The following is a 21580-nucleotide window of genomic DNA, read 5'->3' on the forward strand; positions in this document are numbered from 1 at the left end:
GTTCATCCGTCCATCCGTCCGTCAAGGAGCACTCACGTGGCTGCCACCGACGTCCGCCCGAAGATCACGCTGGCCTGCGTGGAGTGCAAGGAGCGGAACTACATCACCAAGAAGAACCGGCGTAACAACCCGGACCGTCTTGAGATGAAGAAGCACTGCCCGCGCTGCAACTCGCACACCGCGCACCGCGAAACGCGTTAATCAGGCTCGATCACGAGGCCGTCCCCATCAGGGGGCGGCCTCGTGTCGTTTGTCGCCGTCATTTTTTTCCAGGAGGTAGCGAGTCCATGGCCCTCGACCAGTCCTTCGTGGGGCGGAGCTATCCGCCCACCGCGCCGTACGAGGTCGGCCGGGAAAAGATCCGGGAGTTCGCCGAGGCGGTGGGAGACACCAATCCCGCCTACACCGATCAGGAAGCCGCCAAGGCGCTCGGCCACCCCGATGTGATCGCTCCGCCGACCTTCGTGTTCGCGATCACCTTCAAGGCGGCCGGCCTGGTGGTCGAAGACCCGCAGCTGGGGCTGGACTACAGCCGTGTGGTGCACGGCGACCAGAAGTTCGCGTACACCCGTCCCGTACGGGCCGGGGACCGGCTGAGCGTCACCTCCACCATCGAGGCGATCAAGTCGATGGCCGGCAACGACATCCTGGACGTCCGCGGTGAGGTGCACGACGAGTCCGGTGAGCACGTCGTGACCGCCTGGACCAAGCTCGTCGCCCGCGCGGCAGAGGGGGCCTGAACATGACCGCGAAGATCGCTTATGCCGACGTCGAGGTCGGCACCGAGCTGCCGGCGCAGTCCTTCCCGGTGACCCGCGCCACGCTCGTGCAGTACGCGGGCGCCTCCGGCGACTTCAACCCGATCCACTGGAACGAGAAGTTCGCCGTCGAGGTCGGGCTCCCGGACGTCATCGCGCACGGCATGTTCACCATGGCCGAGGCCATCCGTGTCGTCACGGACTGGGCCGGCGACCCGGGCGCGGTCGTCGAGTACGGTGTGCGCTTCACCAAGCCCGTGGTCGTGCCCAACGACGACAAGGGCGCGCTCATCGAGGTCAGCGCCAAGGTCGCGGCCAAGCTGGACGACCAGCGGGTGCGGGTCGACCTGACGGCGACCTCGGCGGGCCAGAAGGTGCTGGGCATGTCCCGCGCGGTCGTCCGGCTCGCCTGAGCCCGTACGACGTGGACGGGGCGGCGCTGTCGGTGCCGCCCCGTACTCTTGAGCGCGTGCAGGAACTCCACGACGCCCCTCTCGCTCCCCTGACCACCTTCCGGCTCGGCGGCCCCGCCGTCCGGCTCGTCACGGCCACCACCGACGAAGAAGTGATCGCCGTCGTCCGTGAGGCCGACGCCGCCGGGACGCCCCTGCTGATCATCGGCGGCGGGTCCAACCTGGTCATCGGCGACAAGGGATTCGACGGGACCGCCCTGCGCATCGCGACCAAGGGCTTCCGGCTGGAGGGCACGGCCCTGGAGCTGGCCGCGGGCGAGGTCTGGACGGACGTCGTCGCGCGGACGGTCGAGGCCGGGCTCGCCGGCATCGAGTGCCTCGCCGGCATCCCCGGCTCGGCCGGTGCCACCCCGATCCAGAACGTCGGCGCGTACGGCCAGGAGGTCTCCGCCACCATCACGGAGGTCGTCGCCTACGACCGCCGGACGGACGAGACGGTCACGCTCACCAACGCCGAGTGCGCCTTCTCCTACCGCCACAGCCGCTTCAAGGAACACCCCGACCGCTATGTCGTCCTGCGCGTCCGTTTCGCGCTGGAGGACGCCGGAGGCCTCTCCGCGCCGCTGAAGTACCCCGAGACCGCCCGCTCCCTCGGCGTCGAAGCCGGCGACCGGGTGCCCGCCGCGGCCGCCCGCGAGACGGTGCTCAGGCTGCGCGCCGGCAAGGGCATGGTCCTGGACCCCGAGGACCACGACACCTGGTCGGCCGGCTCCTTCTTCACCAACCCGATCCTCGACGCCGCGCAGTACGAGGCCTTCCTCGGCCGGGTCCGGAGCCGCCTCGGCGCCGACGTCACCCCGCCCGCCTTCCCGGCGGGGGAGGGGCTGGTCAAGACCTCCGCCGCCTGGCTGATCGACAAGGCCGGATTCACCAAGGGATACGGCTCGGGCCCGGCCCGTATCTCCACCAAGCACACCCTCGCCCTCACCAACCGCGGCGAGGCCACCACCGAGGACCTCCTCGCCCTCGCCCGCGAAGTCGTCGCCGGGGTCCGCGACGCCTTCGGGATCACGCTGGTCAACGAGCCGGTGACGGTCGGCGTCGAGATCTAGCGACGCCCACCCGCCGAGGGCTAGTAGGCCACCCCCACACCCTGCTTGAGGGCCGCCGGGTCGTCGAGGAGCGCCAGCATCGCGTGGGCCACGTCCGGGCGCGCGATGCTCCGCCCCGAGCGCGGATTGGCCCCGACCGCCTTGCGGTAGACACCCGTCCGCGGGCCGTCGGTGAGCCTCGGCGGGCGTACGGCCGTCCAGTCCGTCGCGCTCGTGGCCAGCTCGCCCTCCATCACCCGCAGGTCGGCGTAGACCTCCTTCAGCGCCGCCCGCACCACCGCCACGAACATCCGGTCGATCAGCGGCTCGTCCGCGGGCGTCTCGATCACCGGCGCCGCGCTGACCACCACCAGCCGCCGGACCCGCTCCGCCTCCATCGCCCCGACCACCGCGCGGGTCAGCCGGGTCGTGATCCCGTCCGTCTTCCGCCCCGGCGCGCCAAGACCCGAGAGCACCGCGTCCCGCCCGGCGACCGCCCCGCGCAGCTCCTGCGGATCCCTCAGATCCGCCCGGAACACCTCCAGGCCCGGGCCCGTCACGGAGAACCGCGCGGGGTCGCGCACCACCGCCGTCACCCGGTGGCCCGCCTCCAGCGCCTGCCGGACGATCTGCTGCCCGACGCCGCCGGTCGCGCCGAAAACGGTCAGTTCCATCGCACACCTCTTCCAGGTGGATCTACGGATCTATCAGGGTGGGTGAGTGCTCACTCACCCATAGAGTGAGCACTCACCCACCTGTCGTCAAGCGTGGACGGAGCAGCCGGACATGAAGCCCACCAGGGAGCGGATCCTCGACGCGGCCCATGAGCTGTGGCTCACGGTCGGTCTGGCCCGTACGACCACCAAGGAGATCGCGCGGTCGGCCGACTGTTCCGAGGCGGCGCTCTACAAGTACTTCGCGAGCAAGGAAGAGCTCTTCGTGGGCGTACTGCGCGAGCGGCTGCCCGAGCTCACCCCGCTCCTCGACCGGCTCGCCACGGACCCGGGGGAGCTCGGTGTCGAGGAGAACCTCACGGAGGTCGCCCGCCAGGCCGCGCGCTTCTACGCCGAGAGCTTCCCGATCGGCGCCTCGCTCTTCGCCGAGACCCGGCTCAAGGCCCGGCACGACGAGGCCCTGCGGGAGCTCGGCACCGGGCCGCACACCCCCATCGAGCGCCTCGACGCCTACCTGCGAGCCGAGCGCGCCGCCGGTCGCATCCGGGCGGACGCGGACACGTTCGCCGCCGCCTCCCTGCTGCTCGGCGCCTGCGTCCAGCGGGCCTTCGCCTACGACGCCACCGTCGGCAAGGAGCCCCCGCAGGACCTCGACACGTTCGCCGCGTCGATCGCCCGCACCCTGTTGCGCGGGCTGAGCTAGCCGGCCAGCCAGTCGTCGATGCCGGCGAGCAGCTTGTTCTTCTCCGGCTCCGGCGCCGCCGAGCCCCGTACGGACTGCCGCGCCAGCTCGGCCAGCTCGGCGTCGGTGAATCCGTGGTGACGGCGGGCGAGCTCGTACTGCGCGGCCAGCCGCGAGCCGAACAGCAGCGGGTCGTCCGCGCCCAGCGCCATCGGCACCCCCGCCTCGAAGAGGGTCCGCAGCGGCACGTCCTCCGGCCGCTCGTACACCCCGAGGGCCACATTGGAAGACGGGCAGACCTCGCAGGTCACGCCCTTCTCGGCAAGCTTGCGCAGCAGCCGCGGATCCTCCGCAGCCCGCACGCCGTGCCCGATCCGCGCGGCCCGCAGATCGTCCAGGCAGTCCCGGACGGACGCCGGGCCGGTCAGCTCACCGCCGTGCGGGGCCGCGAGCAGGCCGCCCTCCCGGGCGATGGCGAAGGCGCGGTCGAAGTCCCGGGCGAGGCCCCGCCGCTCGTCGTTGGAGAGCCCGAAGCCCACCACACCCCGGTCCGCGTAGCGCACCGCGAGACGCGCCAGCGTCCGCGCGTCCAGCGGGTGCTTCATCCGGTTCGCCGCGACCAGGACCCGTATCCCGAGCCCGGTCTCGCGGGAGGCGCTCTCCACCGCGTCCAGGATGATCTCCAGGGCCGGGATCAGCCCGCCGAGGAGGGGGGCGTACGACGTGGGGTCGACCTGGATCTCCAGCCAGCCGGAGCCGTCCCGTACGTCCTCCTCGGCCGCCTCCCGGACCAGCCGCCGGATGTCGTCCGGCTCCCGCAGGCACGACCGGGCGATGTCGTAGAGCCGCTGGAACCGGAACCAGCCCCGCTCGTCGGTCGCCCGCAGCTTCGGCGGCGTACCGCTGCTCAGGGCCTCGGGCAGATGGACGCCGTACTTGTCGGCGAGCTCGATCAGGGTCGTGGGCCGCATCGAGCCGGTGAAGTGCAGATGCAGATGCGCCTTGGGCAGAAGACTGAGATCGCGATGTTGCGCCATTGCAGGATCTTGCCGCACCCGTCCGGCGTGCGACAGCCCCTTTCCCCGATCGGGACCTTGCCCGAACGCAAGAACGGGCCCCTGGTTCCGGAGAACCAGGGGCCCCACCTACCGAATCAGCAGGTACTCAGTCGCGCGCCTCGGCCAGCAGCTTCTGGATCCGGGACACGCCCTCCACCAGGTCCTCGTCGCCCAGCGCGTACGACAGACGCAGGTAGCCCGGCGTGCCGAAGGCCTCGCCCGGGACGACCGCGACCTCGACCTCGTCGAGGATGAGCGCCGCGAGCTCCACCGAGGTCGCCGGGCGCTTGCCGCGGATCTCCTTGCCGAGCAGGCCCTTCACCGACGGGTAGACGTAGAACGCGCCCTCGGGGGTCGGGCAGACCACACCGTCGATCTCGTTCAGCATCTTCACGATCGTCTGGCGGCGGCGGTCGAAGGCCTTGCGCATCTCCGCGACGGCGTCCAGGTCGCCGGAGACGGCGGCCAGCGCGGCCACCTGCGCCACGTTGGAGACGTTGGAGGTGGCGTGCGACTGGAGGTTGGTCGCGGCCTTCACGACGTCCTTCGGGCCGATGATCCACCCGACGCGCCAGCCGGTCATCGCGTACGTCTTGGCGACACCGTTGACCACGATGCACTTCTCACGGAGTGCCGGCACCAGCTGGGGAAGCGAGGCGAAGGTCGCGTCGCCGTAGACCAGGTGCTCGTAGATCTCGTCGGTCAGCACCCACAGGCCGTGCTCGGCGGCCCACTCGCCGATCGCGCGGGCGTCGGCCTCGCTGTAGACCGCGCCGGTCGGGTTGGACGGGGAGACGAAGAGGACGACCTTGGTCTTCTCCGTACGGGCCGCCTCCAGCTGCTCCACCGAGACGCGGTAGCCGGTCGTCTCGTCGGCGACGACCTCCACCGGGACACCGCCCGCGAGGCGGATCGACTCGGGGTACGTCGTCCAGTACGGGGCCGGGACGATGACCTCGTCACCCGGGTCGAGGATCGCGGCGAACGCCTCGTAGATGGCCTGCTTGCCACCGTTGGTCACCAGGATCTGCGCCGGGTCGACCTCGTAGCCGGAGTCGCGAAGTGTCTTCTCGGCGATGGCCTTCTTCAGCTCGGGCAGACCGCCGGCGGGCGTGTAGCGGTGGAACTTCGGGTTGCGGCAGGCCTCGACGGCGGCCTCGACGATGTAGTCGGGGGTCGGGAAGTCGGGCTCGCCGGCGCCGAAGCCGATCACCGGACGGCCGGCGGCCTTGAGGGCCTTCGCCTTGGCGTCGACGGCGAGGGTCGCGGACTCGGAGATCGCGCCGATGCGGGCGGAGACCCGGCGCTCGGTGGGAGAGGTAGCAGCGCTCATACGGCCATCGTCCCAGACCCTCTTCCCACCCGGCACACAGGTTTCGAGGAGCGGACAGGAACGGACATCGGCGGTCAGCGGTGCTATCTGTTCGACGTTCGCGCCTTGAACACGTACACTCACTGGTCGTTGGCCCGCACCGACCACATCTCCGGATGGGGTAGGTTGGGGGACACCGCAAAGGGTCGTAGCTCAATTGGTAGAGCACTGGTCTCCAAAACCAGCGGTTGGGGGTTCAAGTCCCTCCGGCCCTGCTACACACACCGCCAGGTTGTGTGCGCATGTACGTACTTCATTGCACCGCCGTGCGGCTCCACCCCGGGCGCGGCACGGCCACGACCCGGAATCAGGTGAGAGATCGTGACGGACGCCGTAGGCTCCATCGACATGCCTGATGCCGAGGACGAAGCTCCGGAGTCGAAGAAGAAGGCCCGCAAGGGCGGTAAGCGCGGAAAGAAGGGCCCCCTGGGCCGTCTCGCGCTCTTCTACCGGCAGATCGTCGCCGAGCTCCGCAAGGTCGTCTGGCCCACTCGTAGCCAGCTGACGACCTACACCACCGTAGTGATTGTCTTCGTTGTCATCATGATCGGTCTCGTGACCGTGATTGACTTGGGCTTCCAGGAAGCAGTCAAGTCCGTCTTCGGCTGATTCCCGCGGAGGGCGCCCCCGCGGGCGCCCCTTTTCGCATGTTCCACCCCATCTGTATCGCAGGAAGAAGCAGCCACCGTGTCTGACCCGAACCTGAACGACGCCAACGAGTCGGCCGAGTCCATCGAGGACCAGATCGACATCGTGGAGGCGGCCGACGAGGACCAGGCCGAAGCTGCTGACGCCGCTGCGGGCGAGGCGGCCGAAGAGGCCGCGCTCCACATCGAGGACGAGGACGTCGAGCCCGAGGCCGACTCCGACGAGGACGCCGAGGCCGAGCTCGACGAGCAGTCCGAAGAGGCCGAGGAGGCCGAGGAGGAGCCCCCCGCTCCCGTCGACCCCATCGCCGCCCTGCGCGAGGAGCTCCGCGGCCTGCCCGGCGAGTGGTACGTGATCCACACCTACGCGGGCTACGAGAAGCGCGTGAAGGCCAACCTGGAGCAGCGCGCCGTCTCGCTGAACGTCGAGGAGTTCATCTACCAGGCCGAGGTGCCCGAGGAAGAGATCGTCCAGATCAAGAACGGCGAGCGCAAGAACGTCCGGCAGAACAAGCTGCCCGGCTACGTGCTCGTCCGGATGGATCTGACGAACGAGTCCTGGGGCGTCGTCCGCAACACCCCCGGCGTCACCGGCTTCGTGGGCAACGCCTACGACCCGTACCCGCTGACCCTGGACGAGATCGTCAAGATGCTCGCCCCCGAGGCTGAGGAGAAGGCCGCCCGCGAGGCCGCCGAGGCCGAGGGCAAGCCGGCTCCGGCCCGCAAGGTCGAGGTCCAGGTCCTGGACTTCGAGGTCGGCGACTCGGTCACCGTCACCGACGGCCCCTTCGCCACCCTCCAGGCCACGATCAACGAGATCAACGCCGACTCGAAGAAGGTCAAGGGCCTCGTCGAGATCTTCGGTCGCGAGACCCCGGTCGAGCTCAGCTTCGACCAGATCCAGAAGAACTGACCCTCACAGGTTTCCGAGCAGGTCAGAGTGGCTCTCGTAGCCGCTCTGACCTGCTCGGTTTTTAGCCGCGCACCTATACCCGTTATCGTTGTGCGGTATGCCTCCATCCGGATGACCGGGTGGCCGGCTGAAAACTCTCACTAGGACCCGGAGAGAGCAATGCCTCCCAAGAAGAAGAAGGTCACGGGGCTTATCAAGCTCCAGATCAACGCCGGCGCCGCCAACCCGGCGCCGCCGGTCGGCCCCGCGCTGGGTCAGCACGGCGTCAACATCATGGAGTTCTGCAAGGCCTACAACGCCGCGACCGAGTCGCAGCGTGGCATGGTCGTGCCGGTGGAGATCACGGTCTACGAGGACCGTTCCTTCACCTTCGTCACCAAGACTCCTCCGGCCGCCAAGCTGATCCTCAAGGCCGCTGGTGTGGACAAGGGCTCCGGCGAGCCGCACAAGACCAAGGTCGCCAAGCTCACGGCCGACCAGGTCCGCGAGATCGCCACGGTCAAGCTGCCCGACCTGAACGCCAACGACCTGGACGCCGCGTCGAAGATCATCGCCGGCACCGCCCGTTCCATGGGCATCACGGTCGAGGGCTGAACACCCCCCTCGTGACCTTGTGGTAGGACCAGCGCTGGTCCGCACCACGACTCCACACCTGAACCACCAGGAGAAGAAGTGAAGCGCAGCAAGGCTCTCCGCGGCGCGGACGCCAAGATCGACCGGGAGCGCAACTACGCCCCCCTCGAGGCCGTCCGTCTCGCCAAGGAAACCGCCGCCACCAAGTTCGACGGCACCGTCGAGGTCGCCTTCCGTCTGGGTGTCGACCCGCGCAAGGCGGACCAGATGGTCCGTGGCACCGTGAACCTTCCGCACGGCACCGGTAAGACCGCCCGGGTCCTGGTCTTCGCGACCGGTGACCGTGCCGAGGCCGCGCGTGCCGCGGGCGCCGACATCGTCGGCTCCGACGAGCTCATCGACGAGATCTCCAAGGGCCAGCGCCTGAACGAGTTCGACGCCGTCGTCGCCACCCCGGACCTCATGGGCAAGGTCGGCCGCCTCGGCCGCGTCCTCGGTCCCCGTGGTCTGATGCCGAACCCCAAGACCGGCACTGTCACCCCCGATGTCGCCAAGGCTGTCAACGACATCAAGGGCGGCAAGATCGAGTTCCGTGTCGACAAGCACTCGAACCTGCACTTCATCATCGGCAAGGTTTCCTTCGATGACACGAAGCTGGTCGAGAACTACGCGGCCGCGCTGGAGGAGATCCTCCGTCTGAAGCCGTCCGCCGCGAAGGGCCGCTACATCAAGAAGGCGACCCTGACCACCACGATGGGCCCCGGCATCCCGCTGGACTCCAACCGCACCCGTAACCTCCTCGTCGAGGAGGACCCGGCCGCGGTCTGAGCCTCCATGGCTCGCTGAGTGGCCACGACGGGCCTTCCGCCCCCTTGCAGGGGCGCGGAGGGCCCGTCGTGCTTTTTCTTCCGGCCCATTGCCAGGGCTCCCACCAGGGCCTTCGTCCGATTTGCTTCGGATCGGCGTCATCGCGTACAGTTCCTTCGAAGCCAAAGACCGCTGGTCGTTGCTGTGCCCGTAAGGGTGCGGTGGCCGAAGGATTCGCTGAGATGCGAACGACCCGCGCAGGTGACAGTGGAAAAGTTCCCGGATCTTATGGTCCGGTCGAGCTGAGCCCCGTGCGCCTGCGCCCGGGGCGTTTTGTTTTGTTAGCCCCTTCTGAGCGGTCCTCATCACCCGGAAGGAGGCCGACGCTCTATGGCAAGGCCCGACAAGGCTGCCGCGGTAGCCGAGCTCAAGGACAAGTTCCAGAGCTCGAGCGCCGTCGTGCTGACCGAGTACCGGGGTCTCACCGTGGCCCAGCTCAAGACGCTGCGCCGTTCGCTCGGTGAGAACGCCCAGTACGCCGTGGTGAAGAACACGCTGACCAAGATTGCGGCCAACGAGGCCGGGATCACCACGCTCGACGACCAGTTCACCGGTCCGACGGGCGCTGCCTTCATCACCGGTGACCCGGTGGAGTCGGCCAAGGGTCTTCGTGACTTCGCCAAGGACAACCCCAACCTCGTCATCAAGGGCGGTGTCCTTGACGGCAAGGCGCTGTCCGCCGACGAGATCAAGAAGCTTGCGGACCTCGAGTCCCGCGAGGTTCTGCTCAGCAAGCTGGCCGGTGCCTTCAAGGGCAAGCAGTCCCAGACTGCCTCGCTCTTCCAGGCGCTGCCGTCGAAGTTCGTCCGCACCGCGGAGGCGCTTCGCGTCAAGCTCGCCGAGCAGGGCGGTGCCGAGTAATTCGGCTCGCGCAATGATCAGCGCCGCCTAGGCGGCGCGGGTCGCAGCGGGCCGAACGTACGCCCGCCTTACATGTACATCCGGCACCTGCCGAATTAGTGGAAGGATCGCCCATCATGGCGAAGCTCACTCAGGAAGACCTGCTCGCGCAGTTCGAGGAGATGACCCTCATCGAGCTCTCCGAGTTCGTGAAGGCGTTCGAGGAGAAGTTCGACGTCACCGCCGCCGCGGCCGTCGCCGTTGCGGGCCCGGCCCAGGGTGGCCCGGCCGCCCCGGTCGAGGAGGAGAAGGACGAGTTCGACGTCATCCTCACCGGCGCCGGCGACAAGAAGATCCAGGTCATCAAGGTCGTGCGTGAGCTGACCTCCCTGGGTCTGAAGGAGGCCAAGGACCTCGTCGACGGCACCCCGAAGCCGGTCCTCGAGAAGGTCGCGAAGGACGCCGCGGACAAGGCCAAGGAGGCCCTCGAGGGCGCCGGCGCCTCCGTCGAGGTCAAGTAACACCTCGAGAGTCCGCTGACTCTTTCTGAGCGCCGTACAGGCGCTTGCCAGGGGCGATCACCCATCCGGGTGGTCGCCCTTCGGCGTATCCGGGGACGCGGGCGGTGGCTGTCTTGCGTCCGCTCCGGGGCGGAGTATGGTGATCTTCGCCGTGCGCCCCGCCAGCCGGGGGGCCTTGACGAACCGCACGCAGCGCGCAATTCTCAGGACGCGTCGTCACAACGATCCGTATCCGAGGCATGGATCGACGACCGAACGGGCAGTATCGATGTGCGCCTCACGGCGCGAGGTACCGCGGAGTTGAGAACAACGAGGGTCTTGAGGATCTCGCCCTGGACATCAGTGGGCCAAGTGGCTACACTGACCCTTTGCGCTGCCTGTTAGCTGCCCCCTGCCCGTCACCAGGGGCATCCCCTCGCAAGAGCATCGTTGGCCGAACGGCCCTGACCTGGTCTTTTGATCAAAATCAGGAACGTTTGTCTCCGTGCCCCGCAAGGGACCGGTACGCGCGTAGTGAGTCCGAGCCCTCGGAAGGACCCCCTCTTGGCCGCCTCGCGCAACGCCTCGACCAATACGAACAACGGCGCCAGCACCGCCCCGCTGCGCATCTCCTTTGCAAAGATCAAGGAGCCCCTCGAGGTTCCGAACCTCCTCGCGCTGCAGACCGAGAGCTTTGACTGGCTGCTCGGAAACGCCGCCTGGAAGGCTCGTGTCGAGGCAGCTCTTGAGTCGGGACAGGACGTCCCCAGGAAGTCCGGTCTGGAGGAGATCTTCGAGGAGATCTCTCCGATCGAGGACTTCTCCGGGTCGATGTCGCTGACCTTCCGCGACCACCGCTTCGAGCCGCCGAAGAACTCCATCGACGAGTGCAAGGACCGTGACTTCACGTACGGCGCCCCGCTCTTCGTGACCGCCGAGTTCACCAACAACGAGACCGGCGAGATCAAGTCCCAGACGGTCTTCATGGGCGACTTCCCGCTCATGACGAACAAGGGCACCTTCGTCATCAACGGCACCGAGCGTGTCGTCGTGTCGCAGCTTGTCCGCTCGCCGGGTGTCTACTTCGACTCCTCCATCGACAAGACGTCCGACAAGGACATCTTCTCCGCCAAGATCATCCCGTCCCGGGGTGCCTGGCTGGAGATGGAGATCGACAAGCGCGACATGGTCGGTGTCCGTATCGACCGCAAGCGCAAGCAGTCCGTCACCGTCCTCCTCAAGGCGCTCGGCTGGACCACCGAGCAGATCCTGCAGGAGTTCGGCGAGTACGAGTCCATGCGCGCCACCCTGGAGAAGGACCACACCCAGGGCCAGGACGACGCGCTGCTCGACATCTACCGCAAGCTGCGTCCGGGCGAGCCCCCGACGCGCGAGGCCGCTCAGACGCTGCTCGAGAACCTCTACTTCAACCCCAAGCGCTACGACCTCGCGAAGGTCGGCCGCTACAAGGTGAACAAGAAGCTCGGCGCCGACGAGCCGCTGGACGCGGGTGTCCTCACCACCGACGACATCATCGCGACCATCAAGTACCTGGTGAAGCTCCACGCGGGCGAGACCGAGACGGTCGGCGAGAACGGTTCGCAGATCGTCGTCGAGACCGACGACATCGACCACTTCGGCAACCGTCGTCTGCGTAACGTCGGCGAGCTCATCCAGAACCAGGTCCGTACGGGTCTGGCTCGTATGGAGCGCGTCGTGCGTGAGCGCATGACCACCCAGGACGTCGAGGCGATCACGCCGCAGACCCTGATCAACATCCGGCCGGTCGTCGCCTCCATCAAGGAGTTCTTCGGCACCAGCCAGCTGTCGCAGTTCATGGACCAGAACAACCCGCTGTCGGGTCTGACGCACAAGCGTCGTCTCTCGGCGCTGGGTCCCGGTGGTCTGTCCCGTGAGCGGGCCGGCTTCGAGGTCCGAGACGTGCACCCGTCCCACTACGGACGTATGTGCCCGATCGAGACCCCCGAAGGCCCGAACATCGGTCTGATCGGTTCGCTCGCCTCGTACGGCCGCGTCAACGCGTTCGGCTTCGTCGAGACGCCGTACCGCAAGGTCGTCGAGGGCCAGGTCACCGACGAGGTCGACTACCTGACCGCCGACGAGGAGGACCGCTTCGTCATCGCGCAGGCCAACGCCGCGCTGGGCGACGACATGCAGTTCACCGAGGCCCGTGTCCTGGTCCGCCGCCGTGGCGGCGAGGTCGACTACGTCTCCCCGTCGGACGTGGACTACATGGACGTCTCGCCGCGCCAGATGGTGTCGGTCGCGACCGCCATGATCCCGTTCCTCGAGCACGACGACGCCAACCGTGCCCTCATGGGCGCGAACATGATGCGTCAGGCGGTGCCGCTGATTAAGTCGGAGGCCCCGCTCGTCGGTACGGGCATGGAGTACCGCTGTGCCACCGACGCCGGTGACGTGATCAAGGCCGAGAAGGACGGTGTGATCCAGGAGGTTTCGGCCGACTACATCACCGTCGCCAACGACGACGGCACGTACACCACGTACCGCGTCGCGAAGTTCTCCCGCTCGAACCAGGGCACCTCGGTCAACCAGAAGGTCGTCGTCTCCGAGGGCGACCGGGTCATCGAGGGCCAGGTCCTCGCCGACGGTCCGGCCACCGAGAACGGTGAGATGGCGCTCGGCAAGAACCTGCTTGTGGCGTTCATGCCGTGGGAGGGTCACAACTACGAGGACGCGATCATCCTGTCGCAGCGCCTCGTGCAGGACGACGTCCTCTCCTCGATCCACATCGAGGAGCACGAGGCCGACGCCCGTGACACCAAGCTCGGCCCCGAGGAGATCACCCGGGACATCCCGAACGTCTCCGAGGAGGTCCTCGCGGACCTCGACGAGCGCGGCATCATCCGGATCGGTGCCGAGGTCGTCGCCGGCGACATCCTGGTCGGCAAGGTCACGCCCAAGGGCGAGACCGAGCTGACCCCGGAGGAGCGCCTGCTCCGCGCGATCTTCGGTGAGAAGGCCCGTGAGGTCCGTGACACCTCGCTGAAGGTGCCGCACGGCGAGACCGGCAAGGTCATCGGCGTCCGCGTCTTCGACCGCGAGGAGGGCGACGAGCTTCCCCCGGGCGTGAACCAGCTGGTCCGCGTCTACGTCGCTCAGAAGCGCAAGATCACCGACGGTGACAAGCTCGCCGGCCGTCACGGCAACAAGGGTGTCATCTCCAAGATCCTCCCGATCGAGGACATGCCGTTCCTCGAGGACGGCACCCCGGTCGACATCATCCTCAACCCGCTGGGTGTCCCGTCCCGAATGAACCCGGGACAGGTCCTGGAGATCCACCTCGGCTGGCTCGCCAGCCGCGGCTGGGACGTCTCCGGCCTCGCCGACGAGTGGGCCCAGCGCCTGCAGGTCATCGGCGCCGACCAGGTCGCCCCCGGCACCAACGTCGCGACCCCGGTCTTCGACGGTGCGCGTGAGGACGAGCTGGCGGGTCTGCTCCAGCACACCATCCCGAACCGCGACGGCGAGCGCATGGTGCTCCCGTCCGGCAAGGCGCGCCTGTTCGACGGCCGCTCCGGCGAACCGTTCCCGGACCCGATCTCGGTCGGGTACATGTACATCCTCAAGCTCCACCACCTGGTCGACGACAAGCTGCACGCCCGGTCGACCGGTCCGTACTCGATGATCACCCAGCAGCCGCTGGGTGGTAAGGCCCAGTTCGGTGGCCAGCGCTTCGGTGAGATGGAGGTGTGGGCGCTCGAGGCTTACGGCGCCGCATACGCCCTCCAGGAGCTGCTGACCATCAAGTCCGACGACGTCACCGGCCGCGTGAAGGTCTACGAGGCCATCGTCAAGGGCGAGAACATCCCTGAGCCCGGCATCCCCGAGTCCTTCAAGGTGCTCATCAAGGAGATGCAGTCCCTGTGCCTCAACGTGGAGGTGCTGTCCTCGGACGGCATGTCCATCGAGATGCGCGACACCGACGAGGACGTCTTCCGCGCAGCGGAGGAGCTCGGTATCGACCTGTCCCGGCGCGAGCCGAGCAGCGTCGAAGAGGTCTGACGGGAGTCCGGTGGGGGGCTTGGCAACGAGCCCCCCGCCGACCCCGGGACCCCCATCAGACCATTTGAGACTCAACCCTGAGAGGGATTGACGCATAGTGCTCGACGTCAACTTCTTCGACGAGCTGCGGATCGGCCTGGCCACCGCGGACGACATCCGACAGTGGTCCCACGGCGAGGTCAAGAAGCCGGAGACCATCAACTACCGCACCCTGAAGCCCGAGAAGGACGGACTCTTCTGCGAGAAGATCTTCGGTCCGACCCGGGACTGGGAGTGCTACTGCGGCAAGTACAAGCGTGTCCGCTTCAAGGGCATCATCTGTGAGCGGTGTGGCGTCGAGGTCACCCGCGCCAAGGTGCGCCGTGAGCGGATGGGCCACATCGAGCTGGCCGCTCCCGTCACCCACATCTGGTACTTCAAGGGCGTCCCGTCGCGCCTGGGCTACCTGCTGGACCTGGCGCCGAAGGACCTCGAGAAGGTCATCTACTTCGCCGCTTACATGATCACGTTCGTCGACGACGAGCGCCGTACGCGTGACCTGCCGTCGCTGGAGGCCCACGTCTCCGTCGAGCGTCAGCAGATCGAGAACCGCCGCGACGCCGACCTCGAGGCCCGTGCCAAGAAGCTCGAGACCGACCTGGCCGAGCTCGAGGCCGAGGGTGCCAAGGCCGACGTGCGCCGCAAGGTGCGCGAGGGCGCCGAGCGTGAGATGAAGCAGCTGCGTGACCGTGCGCAGCGCGAGATCGACCGTCTCGACGAGGTGTGGAACCGCTTCAAGAACCTCAAGGTCCAGGACCTGGAGGGCGACGAGCTCCTCTACCGCGAGCTGCGTGACCGCTTCGGCACGTACTTCGACGGTTCGATGGGTGCCGCGGCGCTGCAGAAGCGCCTGGAGTCCTTCGACCTGAACGAGGAGGCCGAGCGCCTCCGCGAGATCATCCGCACCGGCAAGGGCCAGAAGAAGACCCGTGCGCTCAAGCGCCTGAAGGTCGTCTCCGCGTTCCTGCAGACCAGCAACAGCCCCAAGGGCATGGTGCTCGACTGCGTGCCGGTCATCCCGCCGGACCTGCGTCCGATGGTGCAGCTGGACGGTGGCCGCTTCGCGACCTCCGACCTGAACGACCTGTACCGCCGTGTGATCAACCGCAACAACCGCCTCAAGCGTCTCCTTGACCTCGGTGCCCCCGAGATCATCGTGAACAACGAGAAGCGGATGCTGCAGGAGGCCGTCGACGCGCTGTTCGACAACGGCCGTCGTGGTCGCCCGGTCACGGGCCCCGGCAACCGCCCGCTGAAGTCCCTCAGCGACATGCTGAAGGGCAAGCAGGGTCGATTCCGTCAGAACCTGCTCGGTAAGCGAGTCGACTACTCGGCGCGTTCCGTCATCGTCGTCGGCCCGCAGCTGAAGCTGCACCAGTGTGGTCTGCCCAAGGCCATGGCGCTGGAGCTCTTCAAGCCGTTCGTGATGAAGCGCCTGGTCGACCTGAACCACGCGCAGAACATCAAGTCGGCCAAGCGCATGGTCGAGCGCGGCCGCACCGTCGTGTACGACGTCCTCGAAGAGGTCATCGCCGAGCACCCTGTGCTGCTGAACCGTGCGCCCACGCTGCACCGCCTCGGCATCCAGGCCTTCGAGCCGCAGCTGGTCGAGGGCAAGGCCATCCAGATCCACCCGCTCGTCTGCACCGCGTTCAACGCGGACTTCGACGGTGACCAGATGGCCGTCCACCTGCCGCTCTCCGCGGAGGCGCAGGCCGAGGCCCGCATCCTGATGCTGTCCTCGAACAACATCCTCAAGCCGGCCGACGGCCGTCCCGTCACCATGCCGACCCAGGACATGGTGCTGGGCCTCTTCTTCCTCACCACGGACGAGGAGGAGCGCGAGGTCAAGGGCGAGGGCCGGTCCTTCGGCTCCACCGCCGAGGCGATCATGGCCTTCGACGCCCGCGAGCTCTCGCTCCAGGCGAAGGTCGACATCCGCTTCCCGATCGGCACCGTCCCGCCGCGCGGCTGGGTTCCCCCGGTCGCCGAGGAGGGTGAGCCGGAGTGGCAGCAGGGTGACTCGTTCCGTCTGCGGACGACTCTGGGCCGCGCGCTCTTCAACGAGCTGCTGCCCGAGGACTACCCGTTCGTCGACTACTCCGTCGGCAAGAAGCAGCTCTCCGAGATCGTCAACGACCTCGCCGAGCGCTACCCCAAGGTCATCGTGGCGGCGACGCTCGACAACCTGAAGGCGGCGGGCTTCTACTGGGCGACCCGTTCCGGTGTCACCGTGGCCATCTCCGACGTCGTCGTTCCCGAGGCGAAGAAGGAGATCGTCGCCGGCTACGAGGCTCAGGACGAGAAGGTCCAGAAGCAGTACGAGCGCGGTCTGATCACCAAGGAAGAGCGCACGCAGGAGCTCATCGCGATCTGGACCAAGGCGACCAACGAGGTCGCCGAGGCGATGAACGCGAACTTCCCCAAGACCAACCCCATCTTCATGATGGTTGACTCGGGTGCCCGAGGAAACATGATGCAGATGCGGCAGATCGCCGGTATGCGTGGTCTGGTGTCGAACGCGAAGAACGAGACCATCCCGCGTCCGATCAAGGCCTCGTTCCGTGAGGGCCTCTCCGTGCTCGAGTACTTCATCTCGACCCACGGTGCCCGTAAGGGTCTCGCCGACACCGCCCTGCGTACCGCCGACTCGGGTTACCTGACCCGTCGTCTGGTGGACGTCTCGCAGGACGTGATCATCCGCGAGGAGGACTGTGGCACCGAGCGCGGTCTGAAGCTGAAGATCGCGGTCAAGGGCGAGGACGGTGTCCTGCGCAAGACCGAGGACGTCGAGACCTCCGTCTACGCCCGGATGCTGGCCGAGGACGTCGTCATCGACGGCAAGGTCATCGCCCCGGCCAACGTGGACCTCGGCGACGTGCTCATCGACGCGCTGGTCCAGGCCGGTGTCGAGGAGGTCAAGACCCGCTCGGTCCTGACCTGTGAGTCGGCCGTCGGCACCTGTGCCTTCTGCTACGGCCGCTCGCTGGCCACCGGCAAGCTGGTCGACATCGGTGAGGCGGTCGGCATCATCGCCGCCCAGTCCATCGGTGAGCCCGGTACCCAGCTGACGATGCGTACCTTCCACACCGGTGGTGTGGCCGGTGACGACATCACCCAGGGTCTGCCCCGTGTCGTCGAGCTCTTCGAGGCTCGTACGCCCAAGGGTGTCGCCCCGATCTCGGAGGCGGCCGGCCGCATCCGGATCGAGGAGACCGAGAAGACCAAGAAGATCGTCGTCACCCCGGACGACGGCACCGACGAGACGGCGTACCCGATCTCGAAGCGTGCCCGTCTGCTGGTGGGCGAGGGCGACCACGTCGAGGTGGGCCAGAAGCTCACCGTGGGTGCCACCAACCCGCACGACGTGCTGCGCATCCTCGGCCAGCGGGCCGTCCAGGTCCACCTGGTCGGCGAGGTCCAGAAGGTCTACAACTCGCAGGGTGTGTCGATCCACGACAAGCACATCGAGATCATCATCCGGCAGATGCTGCGCCGTGTGACGATCATCGAGTCCGGCGACGCGGAGCTGCTGCCGGGCGAGCTCGTCGAGCGCTCGAAGTTCGAGACCGAGAACCGTCGTGTGGTCACCGAGGGCGGTCACCCCGCCTCCGGCCGTCCGCAGCTGATGGGTATCACCAAGGCCTCGCTGGCGACGGAGTCCTGGCTGTCGGCCGCCTCCTTCCAGGAGACGACCCGAGTCCTGACGGATGCGGCGATCAACGCCAAGTCCGACAGCCTCATCGGCCTCAAGGAGAACGTCATCATCGGTAAGCTCATCCCGGCCGGTACGGGTCTGTCCCGCTACCGCAACATCCGGGTCGAGCCGACCGAGGAGGCCAAGGCCGCGATGTACTCGGCCGTCGGCTACGACGACATCGACTACTCGCCGTTCGGCACCGGCTCCGGCCAGGCCGTTCCGCTGGAGGACTACGACTACGGTCCGTACAACCAGTAAGCGAGCAGTAGCTTGACCGAAGGGCGGTCACCCCGGTTCCGGGGTGGCCGCCCTTCGGCGTGTCAGCGGCCGGCGGCCTGCCAGAGCGCGACCATCAGGCCGGCGCTCGCCACCAGCGCGGTGACGCTGGCCAGCGGCCAGCGCGAGCGCTCCAGGGCGTCGAGGCGGACCTCGTGGTCGGCGAGCTGTTTGTCGGTCTGGTCGCTGCGCTGCACGAGCAGCGCGAGCTGGCCGTCGACCCGGGCGAACCCGGCCTCCAGCGTGCCGCGCAGCCGTTCCAGTTCCAGCGCGACGGTGACCGGGTCGCCCGGATCAGACTCGGTCATCCGCGGCTCCCGGGGACGTGGCGGCGGACGGGTCCTCGCTGCGGAGCCAGGACGGCAGCAGTCGCTGCACCACCGGCAGGGCCATCACACGGGTCAGCGCGCCCGCGACGGCGAGCGACCCGGCGACCCAGGGAAGGCTGGCCGGGATCCCGGACGCGTCGACGACGGCCGGCAGGACGACCGCGATGGCGACCGCGGTCTGGAGGATGGTGCGGGCCGTGCGCTTGGCGGCATCGGACATGGCGGGCTCCTTAGCGGGTGTACGGGACCTTGAGGGCGTTCCAGGAGGCAGGACCGGGGATGCCGTCGGCGTCGGCGCCGCGGAAGCCGAGCTTGCGCTGCCACTTGGCGTAGCTGCGCCTGTCGGCGTCGGTCCAGCGGGGGCCGGGCCCGACGTCGTACGCCGAGCAGCCCTCGGCGACCAGCCGGCGGCCCATCGCGGTGATCACCGGGGAGCTGGTGGCGCCGGTGACGAAGTCGCGGCCGGGAAACGGCTGGTAGCGGGGGGTTTCCCGGGCCTGCGGCGCGGTGCCGGCCGGCGTGGTCTTGGTGTGCTGGGTGGGGGCGGCGGCGAGGCGCTCGGCGATCCGGGTGCGCATCGAGGGCATGGTGAAGCCGCGCGGGTCGCTCTTGTGGTCGGACCACTCCAGATGGCCGATGACGGACTTGGCGCCCCAGCCGTGGGCGCGGCAGATCGCCGCCGAGGCCCGCTCGATGGCGTCGAGCTGGGCGGCCGGCCAGGGGTCGACGCCGTCTCCCTGGTTGACGCACTCGAAGCCGTAGAAGCGGGTGTTGCCGTCGACGGCGCCGGCGCTGCCCTGGTGCTCGTTGGTGGCCGGCGGCTTCTCGCCGTAGCTCTCGGCGATGACGGCCTTGAGGACGTCCGGGTCGCCGCCGCCCGCGTGGTTGGCGCGGCCGTTGCCGACGAGGTAGACGGTGCCGTCCTTGTCGATGACGCCGTGGCAGAGCGGGCCGGGCAGCGCGGTGTAGCCGTTGTAGCAGAGCTCGACCGAAGCCATGGTGCCGCTGGAGACGGTGTGGTGGATCATCACGCCGTTGACCGGGCCCCAGGCGCCGACGTGGTTGCGGTTGTGGGTGCGCCATTCGCGGTGTTCGACGACGGTGACACCTTCGGCGCGTAGCGCGGCGACGATCTGGTCGGCGGTGAGGGGAGTGGCCATAGCAGGCTCCTTTCGGAGAACGAAAACGCCCCGTGCCGGTCGGCCGGCACGGGGCGGTGGTGCGTTGGAGGGAACGGTCAGGACAGCGCGGCCCAGATGGCGTTGGAGTCCGGGACCACCGTCGACGGGGTGAACGACGCCGGCAGCGAGGTCTGCCCGGTGGTGGGCAGGCGGCCGTGGCGGATGAACATGCCGGGCATACGGGCGCTGCCGCCGGGCGTCTCGCCCATGGAGGCGCCGCGCATGAACGCCGGTCCGTTGGAGTTCGGGCTCGGCCCGTTGACCACAAGACCCACCCAGTAGTTACCGGGAGCGGCGTTGTACTGGGCGGTCAGCGGCAGGACGAACGTCTTGCCCTCGGTCGCGGTGAGAGCGGTGTTCAGCGCCCCCGTCTGGCCGACCTTCACACCGGCGCTGGTGTAGAGACCGGCGAAGGAGGTGGCGGCGAGGGTGCCGCCGACGTACCCGGGCACGTAGAGGACCACGTTCTTCACGGTGGTGGCCGCGTGCAGCGGGATGCCGATCAGATAGACCCAGCCGTTGATGCAGTACTGCACGGAGTTGGCGGACGAGGCCGCCGGGTCGAAGGCCCACCCGGAGAAGCCCATCGACGCGGGCGACCAGGTGCCGGCCGCGGAGACGGAGTCGACGTAGCCGCGCCGGGCCAGCTGGTTCGCGGTCGCCGGGTTCGCGGCGGTCGAGGGCGGTGTGGCGAACGTCTTGGCGCCGTTCACCGTCTGGTCGCCGGTGAGCAGCACCGCGGCGTCGGCCGCGACCGCGGAGACGTCGGCGGCGGTCAGCTGGACCGTGCCCGCCTGGCCGTTGACGGTCTTGACCGGGGCCGCGTTGATGCCCAGGTAGCGCAGGTCACCGGCGGCCGGGGTCAGCGCGCCGAGCTCCGCCGCGGTGAGGTTGACCACGCCGGTGTGCCCGTTGACCGAGGCGACCGCGCCGCCGGTGGCCGGCAGCTGCGCTGCCGGCACCTTGCCGTCGGGGCCGAGGGCCGCGACACCGCCCGCGACGCCGACCTGGTTCGCGGCGACGGCCGAGACGTCGGTGGCGGAGAGGGTGATGTCAGGGGTCGTACGTCCGTTGACGGACCGGACCGGACCGGCCGGACCGGCCGGGCCCATCTGGCCGGCGGGCCCGGGTGGACCGGGGACGGCGACGTAGTGCGGGGTGTTGGGGTCGGCGGGGGCCGAGTCGGCCAGGTCGACCGTCGCCTGGGCGGCCGGCAGGGCGATCTGGTACGACCGGATGCGGCCGAGGCCGCCGAGCTTCTCGGTCACCTGGTACGTCCAGTCGACCGGGTTCCAGCCGGGGGCATCGGTGGCAGGCAGCACCACGCTGATGCGGCCCTCCCCGTCGAGCCGGGCGACGGTCGGGCCGCCGACGAAGACGTCGGCGGTGGAGTGGGTGAGCAGGGACGGCGGGCGGAACTCGACGGATCCGCTCATGGGGGTGCCGTCCGGGGTCAGGTAACGGGCGCTGACACGGACGGTGGGAATGGACGGGGGGAGCACGGAGGGTCTCCTTCACAGGTTCGGGTGCGGTGCCTGGCCGACGGCGGCGCGGGCTGAAGGGGGACGGGTCCCGCCCCGGCGGACCGGGCCTCGGTCCGGCGGGGTGCCCGGCCACGCG

At 68.5% G+C, this 21580-nt stretch carries 20 protein-coding genes and 1 tRNA gene; 14 read left to right on the forward strand and 7 right to left on the reverse strand.

Translation table 11 applies throughout. From position 1 onward, the window contains the following. The first annotated feature begins 36 nt into the window (after positions 1 to 36). The 4 genes from rpmG (at position 37) to IEZ01_RS13200 (ending at position 2283) form a co-directional block, all read left to right on the forward strand. Complete coding sequence (rpmG, locus tag IEZ01_RS13185; RefSeq protein WP_003956487.1) at positions 37 to 201, forward strand: 50S ribosomal protein L33; 165 nt, start codon at positions 37 to 39, stop codon at positions 199 to 201. Between the two features lie 86 nt (positions 202 to 287). After that, on the forward strand, positions 288 to 740 hold the full coding sequence (locus IEZ01_RS13190) for a MaoC family dehydratase N-terminal domain-containing protein (protein ID WP_019888693.1): 453 nt from the start codon (positions 288 to 290) through the stop codon (positions 738 to 740). Positions 741 to 742: 2 nt separating this feature from the next. Next, positions 743 to 1171 carry a MaoC family dehydratase gene (locus IEZ01_RS13195; protein WP_019888694.1) on the forward strand — a complete coding sequence of 143 codons (429 nt, stop codon included), beginning with the start codon at positions 743 to 745 and terminating at the stop codon, positions 1169 to 1171. 56 nt (positions 1172 to 1227) lie between these two features. Then, complete coding sequence (locus tag IEZ01_RS13200; protein WP_189201809.1) at positions 1228 to 2283, forward strand: UDP-N-acetylmuramate dehydrogenase; 1056 nt, start codon at positions 1228 to 1230, stop codon at positions 2281 to 2283. Between the two features lie 20 nt (positions 2284 to 2303). Here IEZ01_RS13200 and IEZ01_RS13205 read toward each other — a convergent pair whose 3' ends face one another. Continuing rightward, complete coding sequence (locus IEZ01_RS13205; RefSeq protein WP_189201811.1) at positions 2304 to 2936, reverse strand: NAD(P)-dependent oxidoreductase; 633 nt, start codon at positions 2934 to 2936, stop codon at positions 2304 to 2306. 112 nt (positions 2937 to 3048) lie between these two features. Between IEZ01_RS13205 and IEZ01_RS13210 the strand changes: the two genes are divergently transcribed. After that, positions 3049 to 3639: a TetR/AcrR family transcriptional regulator gene (locus IEZ01_RS13210; RefSeq protein ID WP_019888698.1), complete on the forward strand. Its 591-nt coding sequence runs from the start codon at positions 3049 to 3051 to the stop codon at positions 3637 to 3639. Here IEZ01_RS13210 and IEZ01_RS13215 read toward each other — a convergent pair. Together IEZ01_RS13215 and IEZ01_RS13220 are read right to left on the reverse strand one after the other, a co-directional pair. Beyond that, positions 3636 to 4655: an adenosine deaminase gene (locus IEZ01_RS13215; protein WP_019888699.1), complete on the reverse strand. Its 1020-nt coding sequence runs from the start codon at positions 4653 to 4655 to the stop codon at positions 3636 to 3638. The genes IEZ01_RS13210 and IEZ01_RS13215 overlap by 4 nt on opposite strands. 127 nt (positions 4656 to 4782) lie before the next feature. Further along, complete coding sequence (locus tag IEZ01_RS13220; protein ID WP_019888701.1) at positions 4783 to 6009, reverse strand: pyridoxal phosphate-dependent aminotransferase; 1227 nt, start codon at positions 6007 to 6009, stop codon at positions 4783 to 4785. Between the two features lie 181 nt (positions 6010 to 6190). Here IEZ01_RS13220 and IEZ01_RS13225 point away from each other — a divergent pair. The 9 genes from IEZ01_RS13225 (at position 6191) to IEZ01_RS13265 (ending at position 18432) form a co-directional block, all read left to right on the forward strand. Next, a tRNA-Trp gene (locus tag IEZ01_RS13225) sits at positions 6191 to 6263 on the forward strand. 106 nt (positions 6264 to 6369) lie between these two features. Then, a complete protein-coding gene (gene secE / locus IEZ01_RS13230) occupies positions 6370 to 6657 on the forward strand; it encodes a preprotein translocase subunit SecE (RefSeq protein ID WP_019888703.1) in 288 nt (95 codons plus the stop codon). 78 nt (positions 6658 to 6735) lie between these two features. After that, positions 6736 to 7608 carry a transcription termination/antitermination protein NusG gene (gene nusG / locus IEZ01_RS13235; protein WP_189201813.1) on the forward strand — a complete coding sequence of 291 codons (873 nt, stop codon included), beginning with the start codon at positions 6736 to 6738 and terminating at the stop codon, positions 7606 to 7608. A gap of 159 nt (positions 7609 to 7767) precedes the next feature. Continuing rightward, positions 7768 to 8202 (forward strand): 50S ribosomal protein L11, encoded by a 435-nt coding sequence (gene rplK / locus IEZ01_RS13240; RefSeq protein ID WP_019888706.1) that lies wholly within the window; start codon positions 7768 to 7770, stop codon positions 8200 to 8202. A 78-nt stretch (positions 8203 to 8280) separates the two neighbouring features. Beyond that, positions 8281 to 9009 (forward strand): 50S ribosomal protein L1, encoded by a 729-nt coding sequence (rplA, locus tag IEZ01_RS13245; protein ID WP_019888707.1) that lies wholly within the window; start codon positions 8281 to 8283, stop codon positions 9007 to 9009. Positions 9010 to 9378: 369 nt separating this feature from the next. Beyond that, a complete protein-coding gene (rplJ, locus tag IEZ01_RS13250; RefSeq protein ID WP_019888708.1) occupies positions 9379 to 9909 on the forward strand; it encodes a 50S ribosomal protein L10 in 531 nt (176 codons plus the stop codon). A 116-nt stretch (positions 9910 to 10025) separates the two neighbouring features. After that, positions 10026 to 10409 (forward strand): 50S ribosomal protein L7/L12, encoded by a 384-nt coding sequence (gene rplL, locus IEZ01_RS13255; RefSeq protein ID WP_019888709.1) that lies wholly within the window; start codon positions 10026 to 10028, stop codon positions 10407 to 10409. A 543-nt stretch (positions 10410 to 10952) separates the two neighbouring features. Beyond that, complete coding sequence (gene rpoB / locus IEZ01_RS13260) at positions 10953 to 14435, forward strand: DNA-directed RNA polymerase subunit beta (protein ID WP_189201815.1); 3483 nt, start codon at positions 10953 to 10955, stop codon at positions 14433 to 14435. A 97-nt stretch (positions 14436 to 14532) separates the two neighbouring features. Further along, positions 14533 to 18432, forward strand: coding sequence for a DNA-directed RNA polymerase subunit beta' (locus tag IEZ01_RS13265; protein ID WP_019888711.1), 3900 nt, complete (start codon positions 14533 to 14535; stop codon positions 18430 to 18432). Positions 18433 to 18494: 62 nt separating this feature from the next. Here IEZ01_RS13265 and IEZ01_RS13270 read toward each other — a convergent pair whose 3' ends face one another. From IEZ01_RS13270 to IEZ01_RS13285, 4 genes are all read right to left on the reverse strand, one after another. Beyond that, positions 18495 to 18758 carry a hypothetical protein gene (locus tag IEZ01_RS13270; RefSeq protein WP_019888713.1) on the reverse strand — a complete coding sequence of 88 codons (264 nt, stop codon included), beginning with the start codon at positions 18756 to 18758 and terminating at the stop codon, positions 18495 to 18497. After that, positions 18745 to 18999: a hypothetical protein gene (locus tag IEZ01_RS13275; protein WP_019888714.1), complete on the reverse strand. Its 255-nt coding sequence runs from the start codon at positions 18997 to 18999 to the stop codon at positions 18745 to 18747. The genes IEZ01_RS13270 and IEZ01_RS13275 overlap by 14 nt, the downstream gene beginning before the upstream one ends. A gap of 10 nt (positions 19000 to 19009) precedes the next feature. Then, positions 19010 to 19939 (reverse strand): peptidoglycan-binding protein, encoded by a 930-nt coding sequence (locus IEZ01_RS13280; RefSeq protein WP_189201817.1) that lies wholly within the window; start codon positions 19937 to 19939, stop codon positions 19010 to 19012. Between the two features lie 77 nt (positions 19940 to 20016). Further along, positions 20017 to 21462: a hypothetical protein gene (locus IEZ01_RS13285; RefSeq protein WP_019888716.1), complete on the reverse strand. Its 1446-nt coding sequence runs from the start codon at positions 21460 to 21462 to the stop codon at positions 20017 to 20019. Between the last annotated feature and the right edge of the window lie 118 nt (positions 21463 to 21580).

This window comes from Streptomyces purpureus, assembly GCF_014648195.1.
GTDB lineage: Bacteria > Actinomycetota > Actinomycetes > Streptomycetales > Streptomycetaceae > Streptomyces > Streptomyces purpureus.